The 24,199-nt window shown below is 65.2% G+C and carries 21 protein-coding genes; 7 read left to right on the top strand and 14 right to left on the bottom strand.

Annotated features, from left to right (window positions below):
- Nucleotides 1-16: 16 nt before the first annotated feature.
- The 4 genes from INQ41_RS06545 (at nucleotide 17) to INQ41_RS06530 (ending at nucleotide 5,202) form a co-directional block, all read left to right on the top strand.
- On the top strand, nucleotides 17-1,129 hold the full coding sequence (locus tag INQ41_RS06545; RefSeq protein WP_193987087.1) for a dipeptide epimerase: 1,113 nt from the start codon (nucleotides 17-19) through the stop codon (nucleotides 1,127-1,129).
- A gap of 1 nt (nucleotide 1,130) precedes the next feature.
- Nucleotides 1,131-1,979: a MurR/RpiR family transcriptional regulator gene (locus tag INQ41_RS06540; RefSeq protein ID WP_193987086.1), complete on the top strand. Its 849-nt coding sequence runs from the start codon at nucleotides 1,131-1,133 to the stop codon at nucleotides 1,977-1,979.
- Nucleotides 1,980-2,142: 163 nt separating this feature from the next.
- Nucleotides 2,143-3,405, top strand: coding sequence for a dicarboxylate/amino acid:cation symporter (locus INQ41_RS06535; protein ID WP_193987085.1), 1,263 nt, complete (start codon nucleotides 2,143-2,145; stop codon nucleotides 3,403-3,405).
- 123 nt (nucleotides 3,406-3,528) lie between these two features.
- The gene (locus INQ41_RS06530) at nucleotides 3,529-5,202 is read left to right on the top strand and encodes a long-chain fatty acid--CoA ligase (RefSeq protein WP_193987084.1); all 1,674 of its coding nucleotides are present in this window, start codon (nucleotides 3,529-3,531) and stop codon (nucleotides 5,200-5,202) included.
- A 62-nt stretch (nucleotides 5,203-5,264) separates the two neighbouring features.
- On the opposite strand, the gene der is transcribed toward INQ41_RS06530, so the two are convergent.
- The 7 genes from der to ndk form a co-directional block, all read right to left on the bottom strand.
- Entirely contained in the window at nucleotides 5,265-6,662 is a 1,398-nt protein-coding gene (gene der, locus INQ41_RS06525; protein WP_193987083.1) for a ribosome biogenesis GTPase Der, read from the bottom strand.
- Nucleotides 6,663-6,696: 34 nt separating this feature from the next.
- Nucleotides 6,697-7,860, bottom strand: coding sequence for an outer membrane protein assembly factor BamB (gene bamB / locus INQ41_RS06520; RefSeq protein WP_193987082.1), 1,164 nt, complete (start codon nucleotides 7,858-7,860; stop codon nucleotides 6,697-6,699).
- A gap of 47 nt (nucleotides 7,861-7,907) precedes the next feature.
- Complete coding sequence (locus INQ41_RS06515; RefSeq protein ID WP_193987081.1) at nucleotides 7,908-8,537, bottom strand: YfgM family protein; 630 nt, start codon at nucleotides 8,535-8,537, stop codon at nucleotides 7,908-7,910.
- A 117-nt stretch (nucleotides 8,538-8,654) separates the two neighbouring features.
- Nucleotides 8,655-9,470 carry a helix-turn-helix domain-containing protein gene (locus INQ41_RS06510; RefSeq protein ID WP_193987080.1) on the bottom strand — a complete coding sequence of 272 codons (816 nt, stop codon included), beginning with the start codon at nucleotides 9,468-9,470 and terminating at the stop codon, nucleotides 8,655-8,657.
- A complete protein-coding gene (pilW, locus tag INQ41_RS06505; protein WP_193987249.1) occupies nucleotides 9,470-10,261 on the bottom strand; it encodes a type IV pilus biogenesis/stability protein PilW in 792 nt (263 codons plus the stop codon). The genes INQ41_RS06510 and pilW overlap by 1 nt, the downstream gene beginning before the upstream one ends.
- Nucleotides 10,262-10,306: 45 nt before the next feature.
- The gene (rlmN, locus tag INQ41_RS06500) at nucleotides 10,307-11,572 is read right to left on the bottom strand and encodes a 23S rRNA (adenine(2503)-C(2))-methyltransferase RlmN (protein WP_193987079.1); all 1,266 of its coding nucleotides are present in this window, start codon (nucleotides 11,570-11,572) and stop codon (nucleotides 10,307-10,309) included.
- A gap of 52 nt (nucleotides 11,573-11,624) precedes the next feature.
- Entirely contained in the window at nucleotides 11,625-12,050 is a 426-nt protein-coding gene (gene ndk / locus INQ41_RS06495) for a nucleoside-diphosphate kinase (RefSeq protein ID WP_193987078.1), read from the bottom strand.
- 247 nt (nucleotides 12,051-12,297) lie between these two features.
- Between ndk and INQ41_RS06490 the strand changes: the two genes are divergently transcribed.
- Genes INQ41_RS06490 through INQ41_RS06480 form a run of 3 tightly spaced genes read left to right on the top strand, consistent with a single transcriptional unit; the run spans nucleotide 12,298 to nucleotide 16,556 of the window.
- Entirely contained in the window at nucleotides 12,298-12,918 is a 621-nt protein-coding gene (locus INQ41_RS06490) for a TetR/AcrR family transcriptional regulator (RefSeq protein WP_193987077.1), read from the top strand.
- A gap of 39 nt (nucleotides 12,919-12,957) precedes the next feature.
- The gene (locus INQ41_RS06485; RefSeq protein WP_193987076.1) at nucleotides 12,958-15,333 is read left to right on the top strand and encodes a 3-hydroxyacyl-CoA dehydrogenase/enoyl-CoA hydratase family protein; all 2,376 of its coding nucleotides are present in this window, start codon (nucleotides 12,958-12,960) and stop codon (nucleotides 15,331-15,333) included.
- A gap of 20 nt (nucleotides 15,334-15,353) precedes the next feature.
- Nucleotides 15,354-16,556 carry an acetyl-CoA C-acyltransferase gene (locus tag INQ41_RS06480; RefSeq protein WP_193987075.1) on the top strand — a complete coding sequence of 401 codons (1,203 nt, stop codon included), beginning with the start codon at nucleotides 15,354-15,356 and terminating at the stop codon, nucleotides 16,554-16,556.
- A gap of 152 nt (nucleotides 16,557-16,708) precedes the next feature.
- Here INQ41_RS06480 and galU read toward each other — a convergent pair whose 3' ends face one another.
- The 7 genes from galU to rpsA all read right to left on the bottom strand — a co-directional run bounded on the left by galU (nucleotide 16,709) and on the right by rpsA (nucleotide 24,189).
- A complete protein-coding gene (galU, locus tag INQ41_RS06475; protein WP_193987074.1) occupies nucleotides 16,709-17,608 on the bottom strand; it encodes a UTP--glucose-1-phosphate uridylyltransferase GalU in 900 nt (299 codons plus the stop codon).
- The gene (locus INQ41_RS06470) at nucleotides 17,608-19,521 is read right to left on the bottom strand and encodes a polysaccharide biosynthesis protein (protein WP_193987073.1); all 1,914 of its coding nucleotides are present in this window, start codon (nucleotides 19,519-19,521) and stop codon (nucleotides 17,608-17,610) included. Before INQ41_RS06470 ends, galU begins: the two co-directional genes overlap by 1 nt.
- Entirely contained in the window at nucleotides 19,518-20,498 is a 981-nt protein-coding gene (locus tag INQ41_RS06465) for an MraY family glycosyltransferase (protein WP_193987072.1), read from the bottom strand. Before INQ41_RS06465 ends, INQ41_RS06470 begins: the two co-directional genes overlap by 4 nt.
- Before the next feature lie 4 nt (nucleotides 20,499-20,502).
- Nucleotides 20,503-21,681 (bottom strand): lipopolysaccharide assembly protein LapB, encoded by a 1,179-nt coding sequence (gene lapB / locus INQ41_RS06460; RefSeq protein ID WP_193987071.1) that lies wholly within the window; start codon nucleotides 21,679-21,681, stop codon nucleotides 20,503-20,505.
- Complete coding sequence (locus tag INQ41_RS06455; RefSeq protein WP_193987070.1) at nucleotides 21,682-21,951, bottom strand: lipopolysaccharide assembly protein LapA domain-containing protein; 270 nt, start codon at nucleotides 21,949-21,951, stop codon at nucleotides 21,682-21,684.
- 94 nt (nucleotides 21,952-22,045) lie between these two features.
- A complete protein-coding gene (locus INQ41_RS06450; RefSeq protein ID WP_043959472.1) occupies nucleotides 22,046-22,348 on the bottom strand; it encodes an integration host factor subunit beta in 303 nt (100 codons plus the stop codon).
- A gap of 149 nt (nucleotides 22,349-22,497) precedes the next feature.
- Nucleotides 22,498-24,189 carry a 30S ribosomal protein S1 gene (gene rpsA, locus INQ41_RS06445; protein ID WP_193987069.1) on the bottom strand — a complete coding sequence of 564 codons (1,692 nt, stop codon included), beginning with the start codon at nucleotides 24,187-24,189 and terminating at the stop codon, nucleotides 22,498-22,500.
- Nucleotides 24,190-24,199 lie beyond the last annotated feature (10 nt).

Raw genomic sequence — 24,199 nt, 5'->3', positions numbered from 1 at the left:
ACCGGACCTGCGACAAATGAAGATCACCCGAATTGAATTCGGCATGCTCCGCGTGCCGCTGAAAACCCCGTTCAAGACCGCGCTGCGGACGGTCCATCAGGTCGAGGACATCGTTGTGATGGTCCATACCGACAGTGGCAACATCGGCTACGGCGAGGCGCCAGCGACCGCGGTCATTACCGGCGACACCCACGGCTCCATCGTCGACGCGATCCGCCACTACATCTCCCCGCGGCTGATCGGTGAGGAGATCGCCGACCTCAACCGCATCACCCGCCTGATCCAGACCGCGATGGAGAAGAATTCCAGCGCCAAGGCCGCCGTCGAGATCGCCATCTACGACCTGTTCGGGCAGCTCTATGGTGCGCCGCTTTACAAGATGCTCGGCGGCGGCGATCCACTCGTCACCACCGACATCACCATCAGCGTGGACACCATCGACAAGATGGTCGCCGACTCGATCAGCGCCGTCGACCGGGGTTTTGACTCGCTGAAGATCAAGGTCGGCAAGGACATCGGGGTCGACATCGAGCGGGTCAAGGCGATCTACGCGGCGGTGGAGAACCGCGCCCTGCTGCGCCTGGATGCCAACCAGGGCTGGAGTGCCAAGGAGGCGGTGTACGCCATCCGCGGCCTGGAGGATGCGGGCGTCCGGCTGGAGCTGGTGGAGCAGCCAGTCCGCGCCCGCGACCTGGAAGGCATGCGCTACGTGACCGAGCGCGTGCATACCCCGATCATGGCCGATGAAAGCGTGTTCGGCCCGATGGAGGTGATCAAGCTCATCCACATGCGCGCCGCCGACATCATCAACATCAAGCTGATGAAGACCGGCGGCATCTCCAACGCGGTGCGTATCGCCGACATCGCCGCGATGCACCAGGTCGAGTGCATGATCGGCTGCATGCTCGAAACCAGCATCAGCGTCGCCGCGGCAGTCCACCTGGCAGTGGCCAAGTCCGACGTGATCACCAAGGTCGACCTGGACGGGCCCTCGCTGTGCGCCTACAACCCGGTCGAAGGCGGGGTGATCTTCAACGAGTCGGAGATCTCGATCACCGATGCGCCGGGGCTCGGCATCCGCGAGATCCGCGGTCTGGAGCCGATCAGCAACTGCAACGCCGCCGCCTGAAATGTCGGCCCTGCTGACCATCCGCTCGCGGCGCGATCAGATGTCGGCGATCGAGCGGCGCATCGCCGACTTCGTGCTCGACAACGCCAACCTGCTGCGCGACTACTCCTCGCAGCAGCTGGCCAACGCGTTGGGCGTCAGCCAGTCCAGCGTGGTGAAGTTCTGCCAGAAGCTGGGCTTCAAGGGCTATCCGGACCTCAAGTACTCGGTGGGAGAGGACATCGCGCGCGCCGACAATGGCGACGAGCCGCCGGCCACCAGTGCGCCGGAGCATCCCGCCGACGCCATGGCGGCGGAGCTGTGGCGACGCAAATCCGCGGCCGAGGAGGAAACGCGGTCGATCAATCCGCCCGGCACCATCGCCGCGGTCGCGGCCGCGATCACCCTCGCCGGCGAAGGCGGCAAGGTCTTCCTGATCGGCCTGGGCGATGACGATATCCGCGCGCGCGCGCTCGCCCTGCGGCTGTCGTTGCTGGGCATCCTGACCGTGCACAACTTCGATCCCGCGCACATGGCGGCCAGCGTCAGCGCTGCCTGCACGGGCGACGTGCTGATGGTGTTCTCCGAGCACGGAAAGCCGCCGCCGCTTTGCTACATCGCGCGCTGCTTCCGCGAGCGCGGTGGCACGGTCGTATCCGTCACCCGCCACACTTCCAACCCGCTGCGTGCGTATGCCGACATTGCCCTGTTGGTATCGGCCCACGACGAGGAGGTGCATATCCAGCCGCTGCTTTACCAGGCGGCCGCGCAGCACCTGATGGATCGGGTGTTCGTCCGCCTTTGCGAGGGCGGACGCGATCAGCAACTGCGTGAGAACCTTGAACGCCTGCAACCGATGCTCGAACCTTGATCGCAGCCGCAGATCCTGTTCTCTTCCCATCCCACGCCGGCCGCGCTGCGCGGTCGCCGGCGCCTGTCGCGAGCCCGTCCATGCAACGACCTGCCGTGTTTCACCACCGTTCCTGCGCGTCTGCCATTGAGGTGGTCACCCTCGCCACGCGGAGCCCGGGGCTGTGAGCGGCACCTCACGTGTTCTGCTTGCGCTGGCACTTGGCGCGCTGATCGGCCTGGGCCTGGCCTGGATGGACCCGGACATCGCGACGCGCGTCGCCGACGTCGTCCACCCGTTTGGCCGGTTGTGGTTGAACGCGCTGCAGATGACCGTGGTGCCGCTGGTGCTGGCCCTGGTCGTGGTCGGCGTCAGTACCGCAGCCGATGCGGCCTCTTCGGGACGGATCGCCCGCAACGCCATCCTGGTATTCATCGCGCTGCTCGCCCTGGCGGCGGTGTTCACCGCGATCGCCGCACCGGCGCTGCTGTCGCTGCTGCCCCACGATCCGGGCCTTGCCGTTGCGCTGGGCGGAGGCGCGAGCGAGACCGCCGCCCTGCCCGCTCCGGCGGGCTGGTCGCAATGGGTTACCGGCATCGTCCCCAGCAACGCCGTGGAGGCCGCGGCGAGCGGCGCCATGCTGCCGCTGGTCGTCTTCGCGCTGTTCTTCGGATTCGCGCTGACCCGGATCGAAGCGCCGCGGCGCGCGCTGATGGTCGAGTTCTTCCAGGCACTGGCCGACGCGATGATCATGATCGTGCGTTGGGTGCTGTGGGCGGCCCCGGTTGGCGTGTTCGCGCTCATCCTGACCGTTACCGCCCGCGCCGGATTGAGCATGCTCAGCGCGCTGGGCATCTATATCGCGCTGCAATGCCTGCTCTACCTCACCGTCACGGTGGCGATGGTGCTGGTGGCGGTCGTGTGGGGCGGCGAGTCGATCCGGCGCTTTGCCGCGGCGATTGCCCCCGCCCAGGTGGTCGCGGCCAGCACCCAGTCGTCCCTGGCGTCGCTGCCGGCGATGCTTGAGGTCGCCAACGACCGACTGCGCTACCCGCGGCAGATTTCCGGACTGGTGCTGCCCATGGCGGTGACGTTGTTCCGCATCACCAGCCCCGTGCAATACCTCAGTGCGGCCGCCTTCATCGCCTGGGCTTATGGAATCGACCTCGGCGTTGCCCAACTGGCGGCCGGATGCGCGCTCGCGGTGGTGATCAGCCTGGGTTCCGTCGGACTGCCGGGCCAGGTCAGCTACATGGCCACCAACCTGCCGGTCGCCCAGGCGATGGGGCTTCCCGTCGCGCCGCTGGGATTGCTGTTAGCAGTGGACACGATTCCCGACGTTTTCGCGACGCTGGGCAACGTCACGGCCGACCTTGCAGCGACCAGCATCGTCGCCAGGACCGCGAGGGGTGATGCGGTTCCGCCCGGCGCAAGGAATGAGAGCTGACCGCAAACCGTCGTCCGTCGTCTTGCCACCCTTCGGGCCCTATGCTCCAATCTTTGCGACCATGCGCCGTCGCGGATCCGAACCACCGGTCGCGCACGCACCACAGTTATCAAGGGGATCGCGATGAGTGTTGAACGTCCATGGCTCGACCATTACCCGGCGGGCGTGCCTGCCCAGATCGATCCGGACGAGTACAGCTCGATCGTCGCGGTCATGGAGACTGCGATTGCCAGTTTCCGCGACCGTCCCGCGTTTGCGAACTTCGGCAAGACCCTGACCTACGCCGAGATCGACACCCTCAGCGCGCAGTTCGCGGCCTACCTGCTGGGCGCGCTCAGGCTGCGCAAGGGTGATCGCGTGGCGATCATGATGCCCAACTGCCTGCAGTACCCGGTGGCCACGTTCGGCGTGCTGCGCGCCGGCCTCACGGTGGTCAACACCAATCCGATGTACACCGCCCGCGAGCTGCGCCACCAGCTGGTCGATTCCGGGGCCAAGGTGCTGCTGGTGCTGGACAACTTCGGCGACACCGCCGCGGAGGTGCTGCCCGATACCAGCGTGCAGCACGTCATCACCACCGGCCTGGGCGACATGCTCGGGGTCAAGGGCTCGGTGATGAACTTCGTGCTCAAGTACATCAAGAAAATGGTGCCGGAATACCGTATCCACGGCGCGGTGCGTTTCAATGAAACCCTCAAGCTCGGGTCCAGGCACTCGCTGCCTGATATCGATGTCGGCCCCGAGGACATCGCCTTCCTGCAGTACACCGGCGGTACCACCGGCGTGGCCAAGGGCGCGATGCTCACCCACCGCAACATGGTCGCCAACATGCAGCAGGCCTCGGCCTGGGTGGGCACCAACGTCACGCTGGGCCAGGAAATCATCATCACCGCGCTGCCGCTTTACCATATCTTTGCTTTGACGGCGAACGGCCTGGTCTTCATGAAGTTCGGTGGCTTGAACCACATGATCACCAACCCGCGCGACATGCCCGGCTTCGTCAAGGAGCTCAAGAAGGTCCCGTTCACCGCCATCACCGGCGTCAACACGCTGTTCAACGGCCTGCTGAATACGCCCGGTTTCGATGAGGTCGATTTCTCCAAGCTGCGCCTCACGCTGGGCGGCGGCATGGCGGTCCAGCGGTCTGTCGCCGAGCGCTGGAAGAAGACCACCGGCTGTACCTTGATCGAGGCGTACGGCCTGACCGAAACCGCACCGGCCGCGTGCATCAACCCGATGGACCTTGCCGAGTACAACGGGGCCATCGGCCTGCCCATTCCGTCCACGGATGCGTGCATCAAGGATGAGGACGGCAACATGCTTCCCGTCGGCGAGGTTGGCGAGCTGTGCCTGAAGGGTCCGCAGGTAATGAAGGGTTACTGGCAGCTGCCCAGGGAAACCGCCGACGTGATGGATGCCGACGGCTGGCTGCACACCGGCGACATCGCCCGGATGGACGCGAACGGGTTCTTCTACGTCGTGGACCGGAAGAAGGACATGATCCTGGTCTCGGGCTTCAACGTGTACCCCAACGAGGTCGAGGACGTCATCGCCATGATGCCCGGCGTGCTGGAGGTTGCCGCCATCGGCATGGACGATGAGCACTCCGGCGAAGTGGTCAAGGTGGTCGTGGTGAAAAAGGACCCGTCATTGACCGCCGAGCAGGTGAGCGCGTTCGCGCGGGAGAACCTGACGGGCTACAAGCGACCCAAGGTCGTCGAGTTCCGCAGCGAGCTGCCCAAGTCGAACGTCGGCAAGATCCTGCGCCGCGAGCTACGGGACGAGCAGCCCAGCTGAAACCGGATCCGATATTCGCGTCAATCCAATCCCCTCCTTGCGAGGGGATTTTTTTGCGTGGCTCAGCCGCGCTTCACGTGGCGGATCAGACGGCGCCGCTTGGCCACCTGCTTCTCGCTGAGCACGTTCTTCTTGCCTTCGTACGGATTGACGCTGTCCTTGAAGACGAAGCGCACCGGCGTTCCAACCAGCTTGAAACGCTTGCGGAAGAAATTCTCCAGATAGCGCTTGTAGCTGTCGGACAGTGTCTTCAGGCGCGTGCCGTGGATCACGAAGGTCGGTGGATTGCTGGCCGCAGGGTGCGCGTAGCGCAGCTTGGCGACATGGTTGCGGATCACCGGCGGCGGGTTGGCCTCATACGCCGCTTCCATGGCCTGGGTCACCTCACTGGTGCTGAACTCGCGGGTCGCCGAGGCGTGCGCGCGATGCACCGCCGCGAACAACTCGCGCAGCCCGGAGCCGTGGGTCGCGCTGATGCGCACCCGCTCGGCCCAGTCAACGAAGGTCAGCTTGCGCGCCAACAGCGATTCGTTCTGCTGGCGCTGGTATTCGCTGAGCCCGTCCCACTTGTTGACCGCGATCACCAGCGCGCGTCCCGCGTCCAGCGCATAGCCCAGCACGCTGGCGTCCTGGTCGGTCACGCCTTCATTGGCATCCAGCATCACCACCGCCACCTGGCACTGCTCGATCGCATGCAGTGTCTTGATGATGGAGAACTTCTCCACGACCTCGTCCACGCGGGATTTGCGGCGCAGGCCAGCCGTGTCCACCAGACGGTACAGACGCCCATCGCGCTCCATGTCCACGGCGACCGCGTCGCGGGTGGTGCCGGCAACTTCGGAGGCGATCATCCGCTCCTCGCCCAGCAGGCGGTTGACCAGGGTCGACTTGCCGACGTTGGGACGGCCGATGAAGGCCACCTTGATCCGCGAAGGATCGTTGTCCAGCTGCGCGGAATCGCCCAGCTCGGGCAAGCGCTCCAGGATCACGTCAATCAGGTCATCGATGCCCTGACGATGGGCCGAGGAGATGCCGATGACATCGGTGAAACCGTAATGGGCGAACTCGCTCAGCGCGGCGTGCGTATCCAGCCCGTCGGTCTTGTTGACCACCAGGTAGGTCGGACGCGCGGTTTTGCGCAGCCAGGCGAGGATGTCGTCGTCCAGGCGCGACGCGCCCTGCCGCCCATCCACGATGAACAGCACCAGATCGGCTTCGGCAGCCGCGGCACGCGCCTGGCGCGTGGTCGCGCCGGCGATGCCCTCGTCCTCACCGCCAATGCCGCCGGTGTCGACGACCGCGAATTCACGCTGACCTTCCGGCCGGCACAGGCCGTAGTTTCGGTCCCGGGTAACGCCGGGCTGGTCATGGACGAGGGCGTCGCGGGTGCGGGTGAGCGCATTGAACAGGGTCGACTTGCCGACATTGGGGCGGCCCACAAGGGCGACTAGCGGCAGCATTGGCGGATCCGGTCGGGATGGAAAAACGTGATGATCACTGTCCCAGCCGGTACGCGCTCAGCTTGCCGCCAACGTCCTGCACCACCAGGATGCCGTCCGCCACGCGCGGCGCCGAGAGCAGCCGGTCGCGACCGACTCGCGAACGCGCGGCGAATTCACCGGTATCCAGCGAAAGCCAGTGCAGGTACCCGTCCAGGTCGCCAACGACCGCGTAGTCGCCCTGGATGGCCGGTGCCGTGAGGTTGCGGCGGGTCATCGCGGGCTGCGTCCACATCGCACTGCCGCCGGACTTGTACAGGCCGACCACATTGTCGGCAGCTTCGGAGACGACCAGCACGTTGGGCCCAACGCCGATCCGGCCCGGACCGCCGTGATCGGAGATCCACATCGGCTGGCCACTGGGCGCATCGATGGCGATGGTCTTGCCCTTGTAGCTGGTGGCGTACAGGGTGGTGCCGTCGAGCACCGGCGCGCCATCCACGTCGGCCATGCGGGAGAGTTCGGTGCGTCCTTCCTGTTGCGCCACGCTCTCTTCCCACAGCGGACGGCCGTCGTTGGCCGACAGCGCGACCACGGTGCCATCATCGTTGCCGACGAAAAGATAGCCCGGACCCAGAACCGGCGTGTCGTTGCCGCGTACCGACAGCATCGGCACGTCCTGGTTCCAGAACCAGCGACGCTCGCCACTGGCCGCGTCGAACGCGGTGACGCGTCCGTCGTTGGAGCGCACGAAGACCATGCCCATGCCGACCGCCGGTGCGGCGATGATTTCATTGCCAAGTTTGGCCGTCCATTTCTCGCTGCCGGTGTCCGCGTCCAGCGCGACCACATCACCGTCCAGGCTGCCCACTGCCACCACGCCCTCGCCCACGCCGGGGCCGCCGGTCAGGAGCAACTTGCTGGGGTAGTTCCACAGCTTCGCGCCAGTCTGCAGGTCGTAAGCGTGCACGCCACCCTTCACGGCTGCGGCATACACCCTGCCGTCGGCAATGGCCGGCCCCTGGCGTGCGCCGATCTTGCCCTCACCCTTGCCCACGTTGGCGGACCAGATACGCGATGGCTGAGCGGACGGCTGGAAGTCGACCAGTGCCGCCGGCGCTGCGGCCTTCTTCTTGTCGCTGCTGAACCAGCCCTTCATGGTGCTGCAGCCGACCAGGGCAGTGGCGCACAGCATCACGACGGAAACACGCAGCGCCATTTGGCGTGCAGGAAGACGGGCGTTCGAAAGGTTCGATACGGCATTCATCAGGAGCGCACCTCGGAGTCGTCGGGCTTGCCGCCGACCTCCATCAATTTGAGTTCCAGCAGCTTGCGGCGAGGCGACGCGACATCCATCCGGGTCAGCGCCTGCATATAGGCTGAGCGCGCGTCGTCGGTCTTGCCCAGCGCATATTCCGCATCCCCGCGCACTTCCAGGGCCATGGCGGTATCGGCGCCTTCAAGCAGTCCGATCGCCTCCTCGCCCTTGCCGGCGTCCACCAGTAAACGGGCCAGGCGCTGATGCACGATCGTCGCCATGCGCTCATCGGCGGGCTTGATCCCCCGCAGGGTCGCAATGGCTTTCTCGTTGTCGCCGGCGCGAACCTGCCGGGAAGCCAGCTCCAGGCCCGCCAGCTCGGCGTAGACGCCATTGTCCAATGTCGTGATGCGTGAAGCGGCCTCGGGATCGCCGGCCTCGATGGCGCTGATCACCTGCTGGTAGCGATCGGCGTCCGCCAGCGCTTCGGTGTGCTGGTGGTGCCCCCACCATTTCCAGCCGCCGATCGCGGCGAGTCCGAGCACGATCCCACCGACCAGGGCGATACCGTTCTGCCGCAGCCACGCCAATACGCGCTCGCTCTGCTCGTGTTCGTCTAGCGGATCGTCAATTGCCATCTGGGGTCGCCATGCTGTCCGGATCCGCCTGGATAGACGGATCGTTGATTACGAGCGGCCCGCACTGCGGGCCGAAGGGAAAGTGCCGGATTGGGGCGACGATGCCGTCGAGGCTGATCAGTCGCTGCTCGGCACAAGTGAACCGTCAGAGGATAGCGTAAAGCGGGCGACGTTCGCGCGGCTGAATGCTTCCAGGTCCACCGGTTTGCCGTTTTGCCGGGCTTCGATCGCAGCGGTGTTGCCGATCACGATCCGCAGATCTTCCTTTGCGTCCCACTGGCGCTTCTCGCCACTGCCGACGACGGCCTGCTCCAGCACCTCGCCACTGCGGGTGGTTACCTGCAGCCAGCTGTCACCGCTGAACGCCAACGAAAGCCCCGGGGACTCGGCGACACCGACCGGCGCGCGGATCGCTGCCATGGAGGCGATGACCGGCGTGCGCTCCTGAACGGCCGCGTCAGCCTGCCGAGGGGAATCAACCATGCCGGTGGCAAAGGACGGTATATCCAGCGATTGCACTTCCGGCGCGCTGGACAGGTGCGGCTTGGTCGCCAACCACACCGGCACGACGATAAAGGCGGTGATGGCGATATAGATGCCGCGTCGCGCCGCCTGCTCGAACATGTAGCGGTATTTCGGCGTATGGGTGTGGCTGATCAGTTCGGCCGGGCGGACTTCGTTGACGCCGGACCTCACAAGATCCTGCTCGATGTCCACCCCGAGCATCCTGGCGTAGCTGCGCAGGTGGCCGCGGACAAACACGGTCGGTTCGGATTGCCACTCGTCGTTTTCCAGCGCGCGGACCACGCGAACGGGCATTTTCAGGCGTGCGGAAGCCTGCTCGAGCGTCAGCCCGGCACTTTCACGGGCGCGAGCGAGCCGCGCACCACAACGCCCGGCATCGTCCGCCAGCCTTTCGTTGGACTGTCCCATCACTTTCCGATTTCCCCGTTTCCGGAACCCGGTACGGCCGGGAACTCCGCCCCCAACCGTTGAACATATCTATTGGCGGCTTCCCTGTCGCCCAGCTTTTCCTCAATCTGTGATGCAAGCACGAGCGAACGCCGGTCCGCCGGTGCTGCCGCCAGCCGTCGCTGCGAAAACGCACGGGCGCGAAACGCGTCGCCGGCCTTGAACATGCGCTCCGCCATCGCGCCCAGCGCGACGGGATTCTCCGGATCCAGCTCCAACGCGCCCGTCAGGTAGCGTTGCGCGTGCGCCTCCTGCCCCGCATCCGCGGCGCAGGCGCCGGAGTTCGCCATCGCGATCGCCGGGGTACGGTAGCCCGGATCCGCCAAGGCGCGATCGAACCACTCCAGCGACTCCTGCGCGCGACCGTTGCTGCACAACCACGTGCCGTAGTTGTTGGCCACCCCGCCCTGGCGCGGCTCCAGGTCCACGGCGCGCCGGTGGTGTTTACCCGCCGCAGCCGAGTCGCCCTTCCGCTCCGCCACCAAGGCCGCCAGGGTGTGGGCCGAGGCGTTGTCGGAGGCCATGCGCAGCGCCTGGTCCGCGGCTTTCGCAGCAGCCGTGAGGTCGCCCTGGGACAATGCCGCCTGCCCCTGCTGGATGAGCACGCGGGATTTGGCGGCCGGGGAATCGTAGCTGTCCGGGGTCATACGCACCTCCGGCGCCTTGCGATCCATGCCGCTGCGGGCGAGCTTGGGCTTGACGAAGCTCAAGCGGCTGCAGGCCGTGGACGCAAGGACCACGGCAAGCAGCATAACCACCAACGCCCTTCCCCCGAACGGCGACTGGACATAAGCCCCTCAGGCACTGGCATCTCCTGCTTCCTGCTCGGCCAGCATCTTTCGGAAGGTTGCCTGACGGCGCGTGCGGTCCATGACCTGCCCCTTGAGCTGGCCGCATGCGGCATCGATGTCGTCGCCGCGGGTGCGACGCACGGTGGTGAGTACGCGGGCCTGCTGCAACAGCTGCTGGAACGCGCGGATGTCGTCCTCGTCGGAGCGCTCGTACCGCGTGCCCGGGAACGGGTTGAACGGGATCAGGTTGACCTTGGCCGCATCCTTCATCTGGGTCGCATTGTCGAACTGCTTCATCAGGCGCGCGAGCTGACGCGCATGCTCGGGCTGATCGTTGACGCCGCGCATCAGGGTGTACTCAAACGTGATGGACGAGCGCGGCTTGCGCATGACATAGCGCTCGCAGGCGGCCATCAGCTGGGCGATCGGGTACTTCTTGTTCAGCGGCACCAGCTCGGTGCGCAGCTCATCGTTGGCCGCGTGCAGCGACACAGCCAGCGAGACATCACTGAGCTCGCCCAGCTTGTCGATCATCGGAACCATGCCGGCGGTGGAAAGCGTCACGCGCTTGTTGGCGAGCCCGTAACCCAGGTCATCGCGCATGATGCTCATCGCACGGACCACGTTGTCGAAATTCATCAGCGGCTCGCCCATCCCCATCATCACCACGTTGGTGAGGCGGCGGCGCTGGTGGGGCATGTTGCCCAGGTGGCGGGCGACCACCCACACCTGGCCGATGATCTCGGCGGTGGTGAGGTTGCGGTTGAAGCCCTGGGTGCCGGTGGAGCAGAAGGAGCAGTTCAGCGCGCAGCCCACCTGGCTGGACACGCAGAGCGTGCCGCGCCCCTTCTCGGGGATGAAGACCGCCTCGATGGCGTTCTTCGGGTCCATCCCGATCAACCACTTGTGGGTGCCGTCCACGGACGGCTTCTCGGTCAGCACGATGGGCGCGCGAACTTCAGCGTGCTCGTGCAGCTTGGCCCGCAACGCCTTGCCGAGGTCCGTCATCTCGTCGAAGTCGGTGACGTAGCGATGATGGATCCACTTCATGACCTGGTGGGCGCGGTAACGCTTTTCGCCCAGCACGCCTTCGAAGAAGTCCTCCAGCTGCGTGCGGTCCAGGTCGAAGATGTTCTTCCGGGGAGCAGCGCTTGCTGCTCCCGGAAGTGCCTGTGATGTCGTATCCGCGGCGGCACCGGTCACAGCCTGGCCTTCCGCCACAGGCGAAGCGGTCAGCTGGATGTCGATGGTGTTGTCGCGGTTGGCGGTCATGGCATGGGTACTGCGATTGCGTGTTGCGTTCCCGGCGGCCGGGAGTGGATGGTCAGCGCGAGTAGACGTCGGTGGCCGGGAAGAAATAGGCGATCTCGATCGCGGCGTTCTCCAGGCTGTCCGATCCGTGCACCGCATTGGCGTCGATGCTGTCGGCGAAGTCGGCACGGATGGTGCCCGGTGCGGCGTCCTTCGGGTTGGTGGCGCCCATCAGGTCGCGGTGCTTGAGGACAGCGCCCTCGCCTTCCAGCGCCTGGATCATCACCGGCCCGGAGCTCATGAACTCGACCAGCGCAGCAAAAAACGGACGTTCGCGGTGGACTGCGTAGAAGCCTTCGGCCTCGTCCTTCGAAAGTTGCTTCATCTTCGAGGCGACGACCTTCAGGCCCGCCTTTTCGAAACGGCTGTAGATCTCTCCGATCACATTCTTGGCAACTGCGTCGGGCTTGATGATGGAAAGGGTACGCTCCAGCGCCATGGAAAATCTCCGGTTGGGCGGGCGGCACCCCGTATGTCAGGGATACGCGCCAAAGGATAACAGGAAAACCCGCGTACTGACGCGGGTTTGGCCGTAATGGCTGCCACGGATTCTACCGGAAATCCGCGTGCGCAATGCACGCATCTGGGTTGAATTTGACGGCAGCGGCCCTGGCGCCTAGCATCCAAACAAGCGTTTGATTCATCTTTGCGCAACCGTGCTGGTCGCGCTGGTTCAGGATGCCGCCATGTCTACCAACACCCAGTTCTCCACCAAGGACCGCATCCTGACTGCGGCGGAGGAGCTGTTCGCCCAGCACGGCTTTTCGGGCACATCGCTGCGCCAGGTCACCGGGCGCGCCGACGTCAACATCGCGGCGGTGAACTACCACTTCGGCAGCAAGGAAAACCTCGTCAACGAGGTGTTCCGGCGACGCATGGACGAGATGAGCGCGCAGCGCCTGGCGGCGCTGAAAGCCGCCCTGGACCAGCATCCTGGCGATCTGGAGCCGATCCTTGCCGCCTTTATCGAGCCGGCGCTCGCGGTCGCGCTGCATCGCCAGGGCGGCGCCGCTTTCGTGCGCGTCATCGCCCGCGCCTACGCGGAAAAGAACGATGGCCTGCGCACGTTCCTTTCCGAACGCTACGGGCACGTGCTGCGCGATTTTGCGCGTGCCATCGGTGACTGCCTGCCGGGCCTGAGCAAGGAGGAGCTGTACTGGCGTCTGGACTTCCTCGCCGGCGCATTGACCTACGCGATGGCTGATTTCGGCCTGATCAAGCGCCCCGGCGGGGTGCAGGAAAAGGCGCATGCGGAACGGGCGGCGCGCGAACTCATCCGCTTCGCCGCGGCCGGATTCAAGAACTGATAGTTGACATAAGACAATCCAATCAAGGAGTTACAAGTAATGTCTAATAAACTACTTGTCCGGCGTGCGGCCGTTCTGGGCGCAGGCGTCATGGGCGCTCAGATTGCTGCGCACCTGACCAATGCCGGCGTCGACACGGTGCTGTTCGACTTGCCGGCCAAGGAAGGAAACCCCAACGGCATCGTGGACAAGGCGATCGCCAACCTCGCCAAGCTCAGCCCCGCTCCGCTGGCGGACAAGCGTCTCGCCGGCCGTATCACTGCGGCCAATTACGAGACCGGCCTGGAGCAGCTCGCCGACTGCGACCTGATCATCGAAGCGATCGCCGAGCGCATGGACTGGAAGCAGGACCTGTATCGCAAGATCGCACCCCACGTCGCGGATCACGCCGTACTGGCCAGCAACACGTCCGGTCTGGGCATCAGCAAGCTGGCAGAAGTATTGCCCGAGCAGTTGCGTCACCGTTTCTGCGGTGTGCATTTCTTCAATCCGCCGCGCTACATGCACCTGGCGGAACTGATTCCGGCCCGCACGACCGACGCAGGCGTGCTCGAGTCGCTGGAAACCTTCCTGACCACCACCCTGGGCAAGGGCGTGGTGATCGCCAAGGACACGCCGAACTTCATCGGCAACCGCGTCGGCGTGTTCTCGATGCTGACGGCGATGCACCACACCGAGCAGCTCGGGCTTGGCTTCGACACGGTGGATGCGCTGACCGGTCCCGCCATCGGGCGCCCCAAGTCGGCGACCTACCGCACGGCCGATGTGGTCGGGCTGGACACCATGATGCACGTCATCAAGACGATGGCCGACACCCTGCCCGATGACCCTTGGCACAAGTACTTCAAGGCGCCGAAATGGCTCGCGGCGCTGGTGGAGAAGGGCGCTCTGGGTGCCAAGACCGGCACCGGGTTCTACACCCGCAAGGGCAAGGACATCCTGGTGCTCGACCTGGAAACGCAGGACTACCGTCCCTCCGCTCCGGACTTGGATCCTGAGGTCGCCGCACTGCTCAAGGAACGCGATCCGGCGACGAAGTTCGCCGCCCTGCGCGCGAGCGAGCACCCGCAGGCCAGATTCCTCTGGGCGTGTTTCCGCGACACCTTCCACTACAGCGCGTTCCACCTCAAGGACATCGCGCAGACCGCGCGCGACGTGGATCTCGCGATGCGCTGGGGTTATGGCTGGTCGGTCGGTCCGTTCGAGAGCTGGCAGGCAGCGGGCTGGAAGCAGGTGGCCGACTGGATCGCCGAGGACATCGTGGCCGGCAATGCGATGAGCACGGCCACCCTGCCCGACTGGGTCTTTGACGGCCGCGAGGGCGTCCACGTCGCCGATGGCAGCTACAGCCCCGGCCGAGACGCGATCGTGCCGCGCTCGTCCAACCCGGTGTATGCGCGGCAGCGGTTCCCGGACGCGCTGCTGGGCGAGAAGCCCTCGCAGGGGCGCACCGTGTTCGAGAACGACGGCGTGCGCATGTGGGCCGATGAAGGCGACGACATCGCCGTGGTCGGCTTCAAGACCAAGATGAATACCGTCTCCGACCAGGTGCTCGATGGCCTGCAGGAAGCGATTTCCCGCGCCGAGAAGGAGTTCTCGGGGCTGGTCATCTGGCAGGCCAAGGAGCCCTTCTCTGCCGGCGCGGACCTCTCAGGAGCGCTGGGATTGCTGCAGGCCAACGACATCAAGGGCTTCGAGTCGATGGTCGCCAACTTCCAGCGCACCAGCCAGCGGATCAAGTACTCGCTGGTGCCGGTGGTCGCCGCCGTGCGCGGTCTGGCGCTGGGCGGCGGCGCTGAGTTCCAGATGCACGCTGCACGCACCGTGTTCGGGCTGGAGAGCTATGTCGGGCTGGTGGAGGCAGGCGTCGGTCTGCTGCCCGCCGGAGGCGGACTGAAGGAGCTCGCGGTGCGCGCATCCGATGCGGCCGGGCCCAACGGCGATGTCTTCGCCGAGCTGAAGAACGTGTTCGAGACCATCGCCATGGCCAAGGTCGCGACCTCGGCCATGGAGGCCAAATCACTGCAGCTGGCGCGGGAAGACGACGTGGTCGTTTTCAATGCCTTCGAACTGCTCCACGTCGCCAAGGCCCAGGCCCGCGCGCTGGCGGAATCCGGCTACCGCCCACCCCTGCCTGCTCGCCGGATCCAGGTGGCAGGAGACGTCGGCATAGCGACCTTCAAGATGCTGCTGGTGAACATGCTCGAGGGCCGGTTCATCTCTGAACACGATTACGAGATCGCCAGCCGCATCGCGACCGTTATGTGCGGCGGCGAAGTCGACCGCGGTTCGCTGGTCGACGAGGAGTGGCTGCTGAAGCTGGAACGCGAACATTTTGTCGAGCTGGCGCAGATGCCCAAGACCCAGGCCCGCGTGGCCCACATGCTCAAGACCGGCAAACCCCTGCGCAACTGAGTGACGACGAGGACAACACCATGACCAAGCAAGTACAAGACGCCTACATCGTCGCCGCCACCCGCACGCCGGTTGCCAAGGCCCGCGGCGCGTTCCGCAATACCCGACCCGACGACATGCTCGCCCACGTGCTCAAGGCCGTCATTGCCCAGGCACCGGGAATCGACGTGAACCGCATCGATGACGCGATCATCGGCTGCGCGATGCCCGAGGGCGAGCAGGGAATGAACGTGGCACGCATCGGCGTGCTGCTGGCAGGCCTGCCCGAGACCGTTGCCGCCCAGACCATCAACCGCTTCTGCTCCTCCGGCCTGCAGGCGGTGGCGCTGGCGGCCGACCAGATCCGTCTGGGCAACGCCGACCTGATGCTCGCCGGCGGCACCGAGTCGATGACGATGGTGCCGATGATGGGCAACAAGGTCGCGCTCTCGCCCAACGTGTTCAAGGACGACCACGTCAACATCGCGTACGGCATGGGCATCACCGCCGAGAAGGTCGCCGAAGAGTGGAAGGTCAGCCGCGAGGACCAGGACGCGTTCGCGCTGGAGTCCCATCTGAAGGCGCTGGCGGCGATCCAAGCCGGTGAGTTCCGCGACGAGATCAGCCCGCTGGAGGTCATCTCGCAGCTGCCCGACCTTGAGCGCGACAGCATCCGCGAGAAGCGCACGCTGGTTGACACCGATGAGGGCCCGCGAGTGGGCTCCACAATCGAAGGCCTGGCCAAGTTGCGGCCCGTTTTCCGCAACGGACAGTTCGGCGGCACGGTAACCGCGGGCAACAGCTCGCAGATGTCCGACGGCGCCGGCGCGATCCTGCTCGCCTCGGCCCAGGCCATCAAGGATTACGGCCTGACGCCGCTGGCCCGTTTCGTCAGCTTCTCCGTTGCCGGAGTGCGGCCGGAGGTGATGGGCATCGGCCCGATCGCCGCGATTCCCAAGGCGCTCAAGCAGGCCGGCCTGACCAAGGACCAGATCGACTGGATCGAATTGAACGAGGCGTTTGCGGCGCAGGCGCTGGCAGTGATCCGCGACAGCGAGCTGGATCCGGCCAAGGTCAATCCACTGGGCGGAGCGATCGCGCTGGGTCATCCGCTGGGCGCGACCGGAGCGGTCCGCACCGCGACGATCCTGCACGGGATGCGCCGCCGCCAGCAGAAGTACGGCCTGGTGACGATGTGCATTGGTACCGGCATGGGTGCTGCGGGCATCTTCGAAGCGCTGTAAGCAGAAGCGCCGCAAGAAAAACCTTTGCACTGGAACAAGCGAAGGGAGCCGGGCGAAAATGCACGGCTCCCTTCGTTTTTATCCGTTCGAACCCTGGCTTGCGCGGCTTGTCCAGCGGACGATCCCGGCGCTCTATGCCAATTTCGGACGCCCTACTCCAGTTCGCGCACACCCATCTCATTCAGTGCGTCGCGCATCATTCCCTGCGCGGCCTCGCTGAGCTTCTCGTGGTCGAGCGCGTAACGGATGGTGGCGCCGATCAATCCAAGGTGCGTCCCGCAGTCGAAACGCGTTCCCTGGAACCGGTAGGCGTCAACCGCCTCCTCCACCAGCAGCGCGGCGATGGCGTCGGTGAGCTGTATCTCGCCGCCCGACCCCGGAGTGGTGCCTTCCAGCAAGCCAAAAATGCGTGGACTGAGCACGTAGCGTCCGACCACGGCCAGGGTGCTGGGAGCATCGGCGGGACTGGGCTTTTCGACAATGGCGCGGATGCGCCCCTGCCGGCCCCTGAATTCGTCCGTGGCGACGATGCCGTAACTGCCGGTGTTCTCCCGCTCCACATCCTGCACCGCGATGACGCTGGCGCCGCTCGCTTCGGCGGCGTCGGCCATCTGCTTCAAGGCACCTGCGCCCCGGTTCCAGATCAGGTCGTCGGGGAGGATGACCGCGAACGGTTCATTGCCGATCACCGGCTTGGCGCAGAGAACCGCGTGACCAAGGCCGAGCGCCTCGGTCTGGGTCACGAACACGGCCCGCACGCCCGGCGGAAGCGGGTTGCGCACCAGCTCCAGTTGCTCGAGTTTCCCCGCCGCTTGCAACTTGTCTTCCAGCTCGTAGGCCTTGTCGAAGTAGTCGGCGACGGCGTGCTTGTAGCGGTTGGTCACGAACACCAGCGTGTCGCAACCGGCCTCGATCGCCTCATCGACGGCGTACTGAATGAGCGGCCGGTCGATGATCGGCAACATCTCCTTGGGCACGGTCTTGGTGGCGGGAAGGAAACGGGTGCCCAGCCCTGCGACCGGGAATACCGCCTTGCGTATACGTTGGGACATCAATTCTTCCTTGAAGCGTGGGAGGGGAACGCCACCACCGTGGTGGGAGCTGCGGTCGGCGCGGCATGCGATCCGATCGGCTGGAATTCGGGCACCGTACGCCGCAGCACGAGGTCCAGGGTGGCCAGGTCGTAGCGGCCTGCGGCCTCACGCAGACGCTCTAGCGCCTGGTGGATCTCACTGACGACCACGGCGCGCGGCTCTGCCTGGAGAATCTTCGGGTGAGCCGTCGCGCGGTAGCGCTCGTCGGCGTGGAACAGGGTCTCGTGCAACTTCTCGCCCGCTCGCAGGCCGGTGTAGACAATTGATACATCCCGCCCAGGCTGCTTGCCGGCAAGGCGGATCATCTGTTCGGCCAGCAGGCGGATCGGAACCGGCTCGCCCATGTCGAGCGTGTAGATCGCCTCCTGGCTGCCGATCGCCGATGCCTGCAGGATCAGCTGGCAGGCTTCCGGAATGGTCATGAAGTAGCGCGTCACTTCCGGGTCGGTGACGGTCACCGGCCCGCCCTGGCGGATCTGCTCACGAAACAGCGGTACCACACTGCCGGCCGAATCCAGCACGTTGCCAAAGCGCACCGTCACGAACCGCGTGCTGCGGGGGTCCACCAGCGACTGGCAGACCATCTCGCCAAGACGCTTCGTGGCGCCTAGAATGTTGCCCGGATCGACCGCCTTGTCGGTGGAGATCAACACGAAGGTGCCCACATCAGCCTCGCGGCAGGCGCGGGCAACGGTCTCGGTCGCCAACACGTTGTTGCGCACGGCCTCGCGAAGCTGCGTCTCCAGCAAGGGCACCTGCTTGTAGGCAGCCGCATGGAAAACCGCCTCGGGCTGCGATGCATCGAGCGCGTGGCGGATAACCGCGGTATCCCCGCAATCTCCCAGCACCGGGATGTATTCAAGGTCCGGGAAGTCGCGGCGCAGACTGGCCAGGACCGTAATCAGCGCAAACTCGTCCTGCTCCACCATCGCGATGCGCCGCGCCCCGTGGCGCGCGCATTGCCTGCACAGTTCCGAACCGACCGAGCCGCCGGCGCCGGTAACCAGCACCGAGCGCGCACCCAGCCAACTGCGGATCGCTTTCCAGTCGGGCAGTACCTGCTGGCGTCCGAGTAGATCCTCGATGGCCACTTCCTTGAGTTGGCCCGAAAGGGAGCGGCCCTCCAGTGCATCACGTAACCGCGGGACCATCCGGAACGGCAAGCCGGAGCGTTCACAAGCGGCCACAATGCGCTGCATCTGGGTCGCGCTGGCAGACGGAACCGCGATTACCAGCAGCCGTGCCGCGGTCTCCCGCGCAATCTCTGCCACATCGTCAACGCCTCCGAGAACCGGTATACCCTGAACCTTGCTTCCGCGCAGGCTTCGCGCATCGTCCAGAAATCCAACCGGCTGATAGGAGCCGAGGCGACGAAGGTCGCGCACGAGGGCATCACCAGCACGTCCGGCACCAAGGATCAGGATCCGCACCGAAGCGGCGTCGGTCTGATCACTGTTGCTGTCCTTCCACGCGCGATACAGCAAGCGCGGCGCCCCCAACATGCCCATCAGCACGAACGGGTACATCAGCAGGACGGTGCGGGAAACGAGCTCGAGCCGGTTGTAGAGAAAGAGGCCAAGGACTATCGCAAACAGGCCCAGCGCACAGGCCTTGAAGATATTCCACAGATCGGGAACGCTGGCGAAGCGCCACAGACCGCGATACAGGCCCACCTGCCAGAACACCAGTCCCTGCGCGGCCAGCACCATCGCGATCTCGGTAGACCACAACGGCAGCTCGGGCGGCGACACCATTACGCCGTAGCGAACCCGGTGCAAAACCACCCACACGATCCAGACCATCGCAAGGTCGTGAACCACCACCGCCGAACGAGGCACCGCGCCGGACCATCGCTCCCGCCATCTAGTCATTTGTCACCTGTTGTTTTTGTATGCGATTCCATTCGCTCCAGCCTCCACCAGACCACGGATGCGGCCAGATACGTCACAACACACAGCGCCACTGCCAGGGAGACCGGCGTTGTGCGGAGCACGATCATCACGGCGACAGTCGTCGCCGTCCATGATGCGTAGAGCAATGTGACACTCGTGTGTCCTTTTGAGCGCGCCCAGACCTGGTAGGCGTGCCGGGTATGCGCTTCCCACCAGCGCTCTCCCTGAAGTGTACGCATCGACAGCGTCAGCCCCGCGTCCACCAGGAACGCGGACAGCGGCAAGAGGAGCCAGAGCGCGGCGGGGCTGTCGGGCATGGCGGCAACGGTTCCCAGCCCCGCGATCGAGAACCCGATACCGCCACTGCCACCGTCGCCGAGGAAGATGCGCGCGCGCGGAAAATTGAACGGCAGAAAGCCTGCACACGCCGCGGCAAGGGCCCCAGCGAGCAGCGCCCAGGAGCCGCCCAACACCCAGGCCAAGGCCATTGCGACCAGCAACGCCTGGCTTGCGGCCAGGCCGTTGATACCGTCCATGAAGTTCCAGACGTTGGTCAGGACCATCGCCGAGACAAACGCGAGCATGGCCAGCCAGGGGTTGCCCGACGCCATCTGCACGCTGATCGCGAGCACCGCCGCGGCGAGCGCGTGGACGGCCAGTCGCAGGCTTACCGGCAGCGGCCGATGGTCGTCCGCCATGCCGATCGCCGCGACCAGGACAAGTCCGATACCAAACCCTCCCAGCAGCCAGCGTTGCGAGGGATCCCGCGTCGCCAGCGCCACAATCGCGACGAGCAGCGCGGCAACGATGGCGACGCCGCCCCCGCGCGGCGTGGCTACCTGGTGGCTGCGACGCTCGCCCGGGTGGTCAAGCAGGTCGCGTTGCAGCGCATAGCGGCGCGCCAACAGCGTTCCGACCGCCGCAATCAGGAAATGCAGGAGCAACCAGGAAAGCAAAAGGTCACACCACCGCGTAGTTCAGGAGGGGCTTGACGGTGCCCCACTCCTTGCAGCTCGGGCATTGCCAATGATGGCTTCGGGCGCCGAAGCCACAATGATTGCAGCGGTAGCTCGGATTGCGGACCAGCAGCTGCTCGGTGATGTGCTTCAGGTCATGCAGGGTCGCCAGCGGATCCGCGCCCTCGGCGATGCTCAACTCCATCAGTGCCGCCTCGCCTCGCACCGACGGGCGGTCCTTGAGCTCGTTGGCCAGATAGGCGCGCGCCGCTGCGACGCCGTCCTGGCTCTCGACCATTTTCGTCAGGGCGAGCACGGGCGCTATACCGCGATAGTGCTCGCACATCTCGGACAGAAACGCCCGCGCGCCTGAACCATCGCCAGTCCGTTCGTAGCACGACAGCAGCGCCGGCATCACCTCGGGGAGGTAGTCCGGATCGGTCCGCGCGACGCGCTCGAAGGCGCGGATCGCCCCGGCATCGTTTCCCGACTCGACCTCCAGCCGCCCTTCCAGCATCCCGGCACGCACTGAATTGGCATCCGCCTGGTAGGCGCGCGCGACCGCGGCGCGCGCCGCCGGGACGTCGCCCGCAGCGCGGTGGCGATCGGCCAGCTCGCATTCGAACTGGCCGATCAACTTGCCCATTGACTCGCCGGTCGCCGCTTCGTAGCGTTGGGCGTTTTCAATGGCCTTGTCCCATTCACGCTCGGACTGGTAGATGTGGATCAGGTGCCGCAGCGCCAGCGGCGCGCGCATGTCCAGGTCAACCAGATCGCTGAACACGGTTTCCGCGCGATCCAGCAAGCCCGACTTCATGTAATCCTCGCCCAGCGCCAGCAGCGCCTGCACCTTCTGCTGGTCGCTCAGGCCGGGACGCTGCACCAGCGCCTGGTGCAGGCGGATGGCACGGTCCACTTCGCCACGGCGGCGGAACAGGTGCCCCAGCGCCACCTGGGTCTCGAAGGTGTCCTTGTCGAGCTCCGCGATATGCAGGAAAAGCTCGATGGCCTTGTCGGGCTGCTCATTGAGGAGGTAGTTGAGGCCCCGGAAATAGGTGGTGGAAAGCCGGCTGACCTGGGTCGTACTGTGTCTTTCACCACCTCGACGGCCGACCACCCAGCCGCCAAGCGCAGCAACAGGCACCAGCACAAAGAACCAGAACCACTCGCTGATGAAGTCCATTTACGGGATTTCCTTCGCCGAGGATGGCTCGGATGAGCCCTGCTTCTGCGCATTGGCCAGGCGACGACGCAGTGGCCAGACCACGCTCGCGCTGATCGCCATGCCGCCCACGATCACGCCAACGAGCAGGCACGCGAGCATCACGATGCCGAGGTTGGATGCGACGTGGCCGAAACCGACATCGATGGACACCGCCTGCCGGTTGAGCGCGCCCAGGACGGCGCCAAACGCCAGGCACACAATGGCCGCCAGAAATCGGATCACTCGCATGACAATCTCCGGGTTGGTCTGTGGGCGAAATACAGGTCGGCCCAGCACGGATGCGCCGTTCTACAACCCGACACAGGGCTGGCCGGGGCCGGGTTCAATCCGCCTCATCCACGGGCATCGCGTCACTGACGCGTTCGCGCAGTTCCTTGCCCGGCTTGAAATGCGGCACGTGCTTTCCGGCCAACGCGACCGACTCGCCCGTTCGCGGGTTCCGACCCATGCGCGGCGGACGGTAGTGCAGCGAGAAACTGCCAAAGCCTCGCACTTCGATGCGCTCGCCGTCGGCGAGCGAACTGCCCATCATCTCCAGCAAGGCTTTCACTGCCAGATCCACGTCTTCGCCTTTGAGGTGCGGCTGGCGCTGGGACAGGATCTCGATCAGTTCGGACTTGGTCATGGATGTCTGGGGTGGCTGCTTGTGGCCATTTCAAATAGGGGTGTTGATTCAAACGAAGTACGGCCCGGCCAAAGCCGGGCCGTACTCATGTTGCGACAACAAGGTACCGGCAACAACGCGCCATCCAGCGGACAGCGCGCCGTTGCGGGTTACTCGGACTTGTTGCTGTTCAACTGCTCACGCAGCAACGCGCCCAGCTTGGTCGTGCCGCTGGCAGCGTCCGCGCTGGCGCGGCTGTAGTCGGAGACGGCTTCCTGCATTTCCGCCTCGTCCTTGGCTTTAATAGAGAGCTGCATGGTGCGGCCCTTGCGGTCCATACCGATGAAGCGCGCTTCGATCTCGTCGCCCACCTTGAGCACCTTGCTGGCGTCGTCAACGCGATCCTTGGAGATGTCGCGAGCCGCCACGTAGCCTTCGATGCCGTCCGCCAACTCGATGGTGGCGCCCTTCTCGTCGACTTCGGTGACCTTGCCGGTGACGATCGAGCCACGGGTGTTGGAGGCCATGAACTGGCCGAACGGGTCCTGCTCCATCTGCTTCACGCCCAGGCTGATGCGCTCGCGCTCCGGATCCACGGCCAGCACGACAGCTTCCAAGGTGTCGCCCTTCTTGTAGTTGCGGACCACGTCTTCGCCGGTGGTGTTCCAGCTGATGTCGGACAGGTGGACCAGGCCGTCGATGCCGCCGTCCAAGCCGATGAAGATGCCGAAGTCGGTGATCGACTTGATCTGGCCTTCAACCTTGTCGCCCTTCTTGTGCAGGACCGAGAAGGTCTCCCACGGGTTGGACGAGACCTGCTTCATGCCCAGCGAGATGCGTCGACGCTCCTCGTCCACGTCCAGCACCATGACCTGGACCTCGTCACCGACCTGCACGATCTTGGACGGGTTGACGTTCTTGTTGGTCCAGTCCATCTCCGACACGTGCACCAGGCCTTCCACGCCCGGTTCGATCTCGACGAACGCGCCGTAATCGGTAACGTTGGAGACCTTGCCGAACACGCGGGTATCGGCCGGATAGCGGCGCGCGATGTTGTCCCACGGATCCTCGCCCAGCTGCTTCAGGCCGAGGCTGACGCGGTTGCGCTCGCGGTCGTACTTGAGCACGCGGACGTCCAGCTCCTGGCCGACTTCCACGACTTCGGACGGATGGCGCACGCGCTTCCAGGCCATGTCGGTGATGTGCAGCAGGCCGTCGATGCCACCCAGGTCCACGAACGCGCCGTAGTCGGTGAGGTTCTTGACCACACCCTTCAGGATCGCGCCTTCGACCAGCTTCTCCATCAGCTGCTCGCGCTCTTCCGAGTGCTCGCTCTCAACCACCGCACGGCGGGAGACGACGATGTTGTTGCGCTTGCGGTCCAGCTTGATCAGCTTGAACTCGAGTTCCTTGCCTTCCAGGTAGGTCGAGTCGCGCACCGGGCGCACGTCAACCAGCGAACCGGGCAGGAAGCCGCGGACATCCTTGATGTCGACTGTGAAACCACCCTTGACCTTGCCGCTGATGCGGCCGGTGATGGTCTCGTTGTTCTCGAGCGCTTCCTCCAGCTCGTCCCACACCATCGCGCGCTTGGCCTTCTCGCGCGACAGGACGGTCTCGCCGAAGCCATTCTCGATGGCGTCCAGCGCGACCTTGATCTTGTCACCGACAGCGATGTCGATCTCGCCGTCGTCGTTACGGAACTGCTCGATTGGCACGATGCCTTCGGACTTCAGGCCGGCGTTGATCACCACGACGTCGCTGCGGACCTCGACGACGGTGCCAACAACGATGGAGCCAGGCTTCAGGTTCGAGAGGTACTGCTCGCTTTGCTCGAACAGTTCTGCAAATGATTCGGTCATTGGAAAAATA

It is taken from the genome of Lysobacter ciconiae (genome assembly GCF_015209725.1).
GTDB classification, from domain to species: Bacteria; Pseudomonadota; Gammaproteobacteria; order Xanthomonadales; family Xanthomonadaceae; genus Novilysobacter; species Novilysobacter ciconiae.
Note: the sequence above shows the minus strand (reverse complement) of the source record. Positions and strands in the feature narration are given on the sequence as shown.